The organism is Glaciimonas sp. GG7 (assembly GCF_052976905.1).
Genome location: NZ_JBRIIQ010000142.1, coordinates 1 through 7,255, shown reverse-complemented (window position 1 = coordinate 7,255; position 7,255 = coordinate 1). Strand labels below are relative to the sequence as shown.

Annotated in this window: 8 protein-coding genes; 1 reads left to right on the top strand and 7 read right to left on the bottom strand. The window is 49.0% G+C overall.

Annotated features, from left to right (window positions below; all coding sequences use genetic code 11):
• Positions 1-374: 374 nt before the first annotated feature.
• The 6 genes from ACVBEF_RS19710 to rpsP all read right to left on the bottom strand — a co-directional run bounded on the left by ACVBEF_RS19710 (position 375) and on the right by rpsP (position 4,653).
• Complete coding sequence (locus ACVBEF_RS19710; RefSeq protein ID WP_447125618.1) at positions 375-1,331, bottom strand: CobD/CbiB family protein; 957 nt, start codon at positions 1,329-1,331, stop codon at positions 375-377.
• A gap of 119 nt (positions 1,332-1,450) precedes the next feature.
• The gene (locus ACVBEF_RS19705; RefSeq protein ID WP_447125617.1) at positions 1,451-2,119 is read right to left on the bottom strand and encodes a CoA pyrophosphatase; all 669 of its coding nucleotides are present in this window, start codon (positions 2,117-2,119) and stop codon (positions 1,451-1,453) included.
• A 273-nt stretch (positions 2,120-2,392) separates the two neighbouring features.
• Positions 2,393-2,776 (bottom strand): 50S ribosomal protein L19, encoded by a 384-nt coding sequence (rplS, locus tag ACVBEF_RS19700; RefSeq protein ID WP_447125616.1) that lies wholly within the window; start codon positions 2,774-2,776, stop codon positions 2,393-2,395.
• Between the two features lie 188 nt (positions 2,777-2,964).
• Entirely contained in the window at positions 2,965-3,720 is a 756-nt protein-coding gene (trmD, locus tag ACVBEF_RS19695; RefSeq protein ID WP_447125615.1) for a tRNA (guanosine(37)-N1)-methyltransferase TrmD, read from the bottom strand.
• Between the two features lie 98 nt (positions 3,721-3,818).
• Positions 3,819-4,334: a ribosome maturation factor RimM gene (gene rimM, locus ACVBEF_RS19690; protein WP_447125619.1), complete on the bottom strand. Its 516-nt coding sequence runs from the start codon at positions 4,332-4,334 to the stop codon at positions 3,819-3,821.
• A gap of 64 nt (positions 4,335-4,398) precedes the next feature.
• Entirely contained in the window at positions 4,399-4,653 is a 255-nt protein-coding gene (gene rpsP, locus ACVBEF_RS19685) for a 30S ribosomal protein S16 (protein ID WP_447125614.1), read from the bottom strand.
• Positions 4,654-4,996: 343 nt separating this feature from the next.
• Between rpsP and ACVBEF_RS19680 the strand changes: the two genes are divergently transcribed.
• Positions 4,997-5,413, top strand: coding sequence for an NINE protein (locus ACVBEF_RS19680; RefSeq protein ID WP_447125613.1), 417 nt, complete (start codon positions 4,997-4,999; stop codon positions 5,411-5,413).
• A 186-nt stretch (positions 5,414-5,599) separates the two neighbouring features.
• Here the strand turns inward: ACVBEF_RS19680 and ACVBEF_RS19675 are convergent.
• On the bottom strand, positions 5,600-7,255 hold a 1,656-nt coding region (locus ACVBEF_RS19675; RefSeq protein ID WP_447125612.1), incomplete at its 5' end, for an acyl-CoA dehydrogenase.

Below are 7,255 nucleotides of genomic sequence, written 5' to 3'. Positions count from 1 at the left end.
GTCTCCGACTCAGTAGTTCTATGCCGAGTACCACGGACAAGCACGAATCGATGCGGGCAGGCGCATTTGAGGGGTCAGTGATTTCGGCCATGCGGACAGCTCATTTCTTCTTTGATGCTTAGAATTGGACTTACGCAAAACTGTTCCAGAAACACGCTTAATTAAACCTGTCGCGGCCTTTACTGTGGGCTGGGAAGCTTGCCCGCACTGAGGCGGTTCTGCATAATTCTCTAAACATATGCTCAGCATCCTCGTGAGATGAGAGCCAGGGTTTTATGTGTGAGGGTGATTAAACTATATTGTCGCGATTAATTCTTACGTATTATATCTTATAGAAGACTTTCAAAATCGCGGAGCAATAATGGTGACCATGTTTATCCCAACCAGACAGCTACCGAAATAAGTAATAACAAGAACATCCACAGTAACAAGGCACGCCAGACCAACCCGACAGTACTTTGGAGTGCGCGTGGAGTCGGAGCATCGCCAGGCGGGCTTTCTGTCTCCAGACCGGTAGAATCGACCGTGGCCGCATCGATGGGTAGAAAAGCACTCGCGCTTTTGTCTGGTGTTCCGAGCAGGATACCCATCGCTCCGCCGCCGGAGGAAAGAATGATGCCATCGGTTTCAGTTTGCCAGCGGTCAGCAAAATTACGCCATGCAAAAATAGCATCCTCAAAATTGCCAACTACGGCAAAAGCAGCGGCAGTCAGTCTTGCCGGAATCCAGTCTATCCAATAAAAAGCCTGCGCGGCAAAACGACCAAACTCCTCATTTCTCATGTGATCAGGTTCATTCCAGGCACGCGCCAAATATTCAGCAACCCGATACATCACAGCGCAAGCAGGTCCGAGCGGCATCAAAAACCAGAAAAACACACCAAATACATTTCGATGCGTCGTGATTAAGGCTTTCTCAACGGCAATGCGTGAAATTTCGCTCACTTCCATGTCGGTCGTATCTTGCTTAGTCCACTCAGCCAATAAACTGCGGGCCGTTACATCATCGCCCGTATTTAGAGCCAACTGAATAGAAGTGAAATAGTGGCTGTAATGCCGAAATCCCAACGTCAAATACACAATAACAACGTTCCAGATAAATGCCGCCCATGCACCGATATGCAGACATAGCCAATAGATCAATGCCGTTGGTACCATCAATGCCAACATCATACAAACCCAACCAAGACGACCGTGGCGAACCTGTCCGGCATTGAACCAGGCCTCCATCCTGAGTGCAAAATATTTGACCCATGTATAGACGGGATTGTCCGCACGCAGCGGCTTTAGTTGTTCGATCAGCAATGCAAACAAAATAGAGAGAAACGTCATTAATCAACCTTAGGGGTCAGCAAATCCTGTTTTATTGATGAACAATACGATAACCCATACGATAACGCAGGCGAGGGACAGAATCAATTTCGCCGGACATTTAACGACATTTATTCTCGTTATGCACGCAGAAGATGGAATAAATTACGCAACATCGCGGCCGTCGCTCCCCAAATAAAAAACTGCTCGTAAGGCATCGCATAGAATGTGCGTCGATAGCCATCCGGCAAATCGAAAGTACGCAACTGATGATTGAGACCATCCATCAAAAAATCCAGCGGCACTTCAAAAATCTCTGCTACCTCGTTAGGGTCTGCACGCAGCGACGCTGGAGGCTGAATTAGTCCTGCAACTGGTGTAATGCGATATCCGGTTCCGGTGAAATATTCAGGCAAAGTCCCGATTACCTCTACTTCGCTACGCGGCAAACCGATTTCTTCTTCGGCTTCACGTAGCGCAGTCTCAATCGCTGAGACGTCTGCAGGCTCGGCACGACCACCCGGAAAACTTACCTGACCCGCGTGCGCACTCAGATGTGCTGTGCGCAGAGTGAATAATATCGTCGGCCCTGTCGGGTGCATGATAAAGGGAATCAACACCGCAGCGGCAACTGGCGTATCAGACCTGGGCTGACCGCGCAATTGCACCATGTCTTCGGGGTGCCATAAAGGTGGCTGTGCGAAACGTTGGCGTAACCAATCAGCATTCATCCTCTCTGGTGCGAGCGCTGACTCACCTGCGACAGCATCAATCGGAAGTATAAGGGGATCGAAAGTGAGTTTAACCAAAACTATTCCTGTGGCACGTCGCAAGGCACTATTGTTACTCTAATAGTGCTCCAATAGAGAAATCCGATCAAACTAAAATGATCATCTCACCAATATTCCTAATGTATTGCATCAATATGCTTGCAAGTATGGCCACATAATCGTTTATGCGTTGTTGCCCCCCCTTGCCGCACAGTTGCCTAAACAATTAGGCGGCCTTACTTGTCCAGATATGAAAAAAGGACGCCTGATAGCGTCCTTTTTTCTATGTACACATGCCTGACTTCGTAATACTTACGCTGCTGTTTTAACTGCGTTACGACGTTGTGGCAATTTTTCTTTGATACGTGCCGATTTACCCGAACGCTCACGCAGATAGTAAAGTTTGGCGCGACGTACATCACCGCGACGCTTGACTTCGATCGAAGCGATCAATGGTGAATACAGTTGGAATGTACGCTCAACGCCTTCGCCGGAAGAAATCTTACGGACGATGAAGTTAGAGTTCAAACCACGGTTACGACGTGAAATCACAACGCCTTCGTAAGCCTGAGCACGCTTGCGCGTACCTTCGACTACATTGACGCTAACGATAACAGTATCGCCAGGTGCGAATTCAGGGATGATTTTGCCTAAACGGGCAATTTCTTCTTGTTCAAGTTGTTGGATCAGATCCATTTTTAGCTCCGGATACCATCTTGCTGACACTAGTGCTGTGCACTGCTCGGTAGAGGATGGGGTTAAACATAGGCGACCGGTTGGTCGCTTTGTACTACTTTGGTACTACATCTACATCATGGTTTTACACCATGCTTACTACAAACTGATGACAATTGAGCGAAAAGCTGGGTCTGTCGACTATGTGGCTAAATGTGAATAGTACTTAAAAACTTTTCATCACTGACCGTCAAGCTTCCGCTTTTGCGTGCCTTTAAGATCAGATCCGGACGTTTATTCACAGTTGCCAGCAGCGTCTGTTGACGTCGCCATTTTTCAATCTCGGCATGATGCCCACCCATTAATACGGAAGGTACAGCCACACCCTCATATTCTTCTGGTCTGGTGTAATGCGGACAATCCAGCAAGCCGTTGACAAAACTATCTTCAACCGCTGAAGCACCATCATTTAATACACCAGGCAATTGTCTGATAATGGCATCCATGAGTGCCATTGCTGGCAACTCACCACCTGACAAAACAAAATCGCCAAGGCTGATTTCTTCATCCACACAACGATCCAAGAGTCGTTGATCGACGGCTTCGTAGCGTCCACACAGCAACACCAAACCTGGCTCAGCACTCAACTGCATGACACGCTGATGGTCGAGAGGTTTACCTTGCGGCGACAAATAAACTACACGCGGCGCAGTAGAAGATCCTCGCTCTTGCTGGCGTTTTTTAGCTGCATCAATCGCAGCTTCCAATGGTTTCGCCAGCATGACCATGCCGGGACCGCCACCGTAAGGTCGATCATCCACGGTGCGATGATTATCAACAGTGAAATCACGTGGATTCCAGAGTGCCAATTCACATTTTTTTTGCTCAAACGCACGCCTGGTGATACCCGACTGCGTTAGTGCTGCAAACATTTCTGGAAACAGTGTGACGACATCAAATTGCATAACGCCCACCTGCTTTATTCTTTACCGAAATTATTTGCAGCGCAAATCTGAGGAATTGGCAAAAATGCTGACAAAAAAACAGATGCCTGAATTGTTGCCTAATAATCCAGACTCCAATCAACTGTAATCTTTTTAGCCGTCTGATCAATGGTCTTGACGAATTGATCAACAAAAGGGACTAACAATTCCGGTGCCGTTTTATCTTGACCAGATACAACAGGAACCGCTATCCGCAAAATCGGATGGGCACCATTGTCCATCAAGTCAGAAACCATACCCAATTGTTCGCCTTGCAGGTTTTCAACCGCCAGACCAATCAAATCGATCCAGTAGAATTCACCATCGTCCAATGCAGGAAAATGGCTACGGCGAACATGCACCGCTGTACCTTTTAGGGCCTCAGCAGCATCGCGTCCAACCACACCTACCAATTGCGCCACAATGTCACCACTGTGGTTTTTGGCTTGCATCATATCCACATCTTGCAAATCTGCCACATCAGGCTTACCAAGCCACCATTTTTTGGCATTCAATAATGCATCAGCGTCAGGGGAATACGGTTTAATCCGCACCCATCCTTGAATACCATAGGCACCGGTGATGTAACCGACCATGATCAAATCTGCAGGAATCACAACGCTAGTGGCGACTCCTGACAATGCAGTTGTCACTACAGAATTACACTGCAGCTTTTTTACTAGCCTGGCTTACCAGACGAGCAACAGTTGGCGACATTTGAGCGCCAACGCCTTCCCAATGGGTCAGGCGATCTTGGGCAATACGGAAGCTTTCCGATGCACCGGATGCAACCGGATTATAGAAACCCAGACGCTCGATAAAGCGACCGTCACGACGATTGCGTGAATCAGTAACTACGATGTTGTAAAACGGGCGTTTCTTAGCGCCACCACGAGATAAACGAATAACGACCATAATGATTCCAAAAAGTGTTGTCGAGCACGGAAAAAGCCGCAAATTATAACGCAAGTCAGGCTAGCCCTGCAACCTCGAACTATCTGACCTTGTTGTGCACCTACGTCAACTATTAGCAGACGACTTAAATAAGACATTTATTTTACCCCTGTCACCTTTAAAAGTTCTCGAAAAGAACCTATCACGGCTGATTAGAATTCCCATCACTAGCGCAACAATACTTACGTTACACTACGCCTTCGCTAGCAGCCAGGCCCAACAAGGTCTACCTGGGGCTTGCCTTATACGCTACCGCCCCTACCCGATTTACTGACAACGTAAAGCAATACTCCCCAATACTTTCATGACTACCCCACACAAAAATAAAACGCTCACCACTTTCATCACCACCGTATTCGGCAGTATCGGCATTCACCGATTTTATCTGTACGGCGCGAAAGACAAGTGGGGCTGGCTGCATTTTGTGACTTTGCCATTATCTTTACTCGCCCTCATTTTGTGGCCGGAACAACAACATTTCTTCTTGTTTGCACTTTTGCTCATCTCTGCGCTGATCGCCACCCTTGAAGCGCTGGTCACAGGACTCATGCCAGACGAAAAATGGGACACCAAACATAACCTCAACTCAGGTAAAAAATCAGACACCGCGTGGCCGATCGCTCTTATCTTGGTATTGACGTTGATATTAGGCGCAACCGGCCTGATCGCCGCCATTGCACGTACATTTGACTTGATATTAACCGGCGGTTCTTACGGGTAATGCTTGAGGGCGAATCTCTGAATTAAACAAAAAAGCAGCCATTGGCTGCTTTTTTGACGAACACATGACACTAAGTAAGTCCGCATAACTGTTTAGATCAGGCCCCCCGACGCAGACAGTATGACTGTAAGGCCAGAAGCAGCAACGACGTATAAATGATTATGCGGACTTACTTAACGCAAAAGATCAGAACTGATCCTCATTTAACGCCATCACTCCCGCGCTACCACTGACAATCGAAATCCGAAGTCCATCTGCCTGCGCCAGCACATGCTCTGCAAAAAACCGTGCCGTGCCAATTTTAGCCCGATAAAAACCAGCATCACCGTCGCCTGATGCCAGCTTTTCTGATGCAATTAAAGCGGCACGCCCCATTTGCCAGCCACCAAGCACGACACCGGCCAGTTTCAGATACGGCACGCTACCGGAAAACACGCCCTTGATATCCGCCTTCAGATTCGCCACCACGTAGTCAACCACTTGCTCTAGCGCATCTGCACCGCTTGCCAGTTGCCTGGCGATAGCGATCAAATCAACATCGCTGGAGGCCGCTAACTGCGCCTGTACACTGCGAACCTGAGCAATGATAGATTTAGCCGCAGCACCACCATCGCGCGCGGTTTTACGACCGATCAAATCATTTGCCTGAATCGCCGTTGTGCCTTCATAAATCGTCAAAATACGTGCATCGCGATAAAACTGCGCCGCACCAGTTTCTTCAATAAAGCCCATACCGCCATGAATCTGAACGCCCGTTGAAGCAACGTCTATCGACATCTCGGTTGACCATCCCTTCACCACGGGAACTAAATACTCATAAAACGCCTGATTAGTTTTACGCGTAGCCTCATCAGCATGGTGATGCGCCGCATCCGATGCGGCGGCTGTGACATACGCCAGCGCACGCGCGGCCTCGATTTGCGAACGCATGGACATCAACATACGGCGTACATCCGGATGATGAATAATCGCCACAGGCCCGGCTGAACCGCTCAGGTCCCGCGATTGCAGGCGATCTTTAGCGAATATGACGGCCTTCTGATAAGCCCGCTCCGCCAACCCTATGCCTTGCATGCCGACGCCAAAGCGGGCGGCATTCATCATGATGAACATGTATTCCAGACCGCGATTTTCTTGCCCTACCAAGGTGCCAATGGCCCCGCCGTGATCGCCAAACTGCAGCACTGCCGTCGGACTCGCTTTAATACCCAGTTTGTGTTCGATCGAAACACAATGCACATCATTGCGCGCACCGAGCGAACCGTCGGCATTGACCATGAACTTCGGCACAATAAACAGCGAAATACCCTTCACGCCTTCAGGCGCATCTGGCGTGCGTGCCAGCACCAAATGAACGATATTCTCGGCCATATCGTGCTCACCATAAGTGATATAAATTTTAGTGCCTGAAATCTTAAACGTGCCATCACTCTGCGGCACAGCACGCGTGCGTACCAGCGACAAATCGGAACCCGCCTGCGGCTCAGTCAGATTCATGGTGCCGGTCCATTTGCCCGATACCAGATTTTCCAGATACATCTGCTTCTGGTCATCACTACCAGCGGTCAGTAACGCCTCAATTGCGCCGTCGCTTAGCAACGGGCATAGCGCGAACGACAGATTCGCCGCGTTCAACATCTCAATACAGGGCGTCGCCACCAGCTTGGGCAAACCCTGACCGCCATACTCAGCCGGATGCCCGATACCCTGCCATCCAGCATCTCCGAATGCCTTAAATGCTTCTTTGAAACCCTTACTCGTGATGACGTTGCCATCGCGCCAATAGCTTGGATCGATTCGTGCTCGATGAACCGGGCGCTTAGAGAAGCTATCACCGACTGC

Excerpts from the sequence above, each read along its gene's own strand:
- rimM (WP_447125619.1), bottom strand. The coding sequence starts at position 4,334 with ATGGTCGGTTACATCACCGGTGCCTATGGTATTCAAGGATGGGTGCGG.
- ACVBEF_RS19680 (WP_447125613.1), top strand. The coding sequence starts at position 4,997 with ATGACTACCCCACACAAAAATAAAACGCTCACCACTTTCATCACCACC.
- ACVBEF_RS19710 (WP_447125618.1), bottom strand. The coding sequence starts at position 1,331 with ATGACGTTTCTCTCTATTTTGTTTGCATTGCTGATCGAACAACTAAAG.
- rpsP (WP_447125614.1), bottom strand. The coding sequence starts at position 4,653 with ATGGTCGTTATTCGTTTATCTCGTGGTGGCGCTAAGAAACGCCCGTTT.
- rplS (WP_447125616.1), bottom strand. The coding sequence starts at position 2,776 with ATGGATCTGATCCAACAACTTGAACAAGAAGAAATTGCCCGTTTAGGC.
- trmD (WP_447125615.1), bottom strand. The coding sequence starts at position 3,720 with ATGCAATTTGATGTCGTCACACTGTTTCCAGAAATGTTTGCAGCACTA.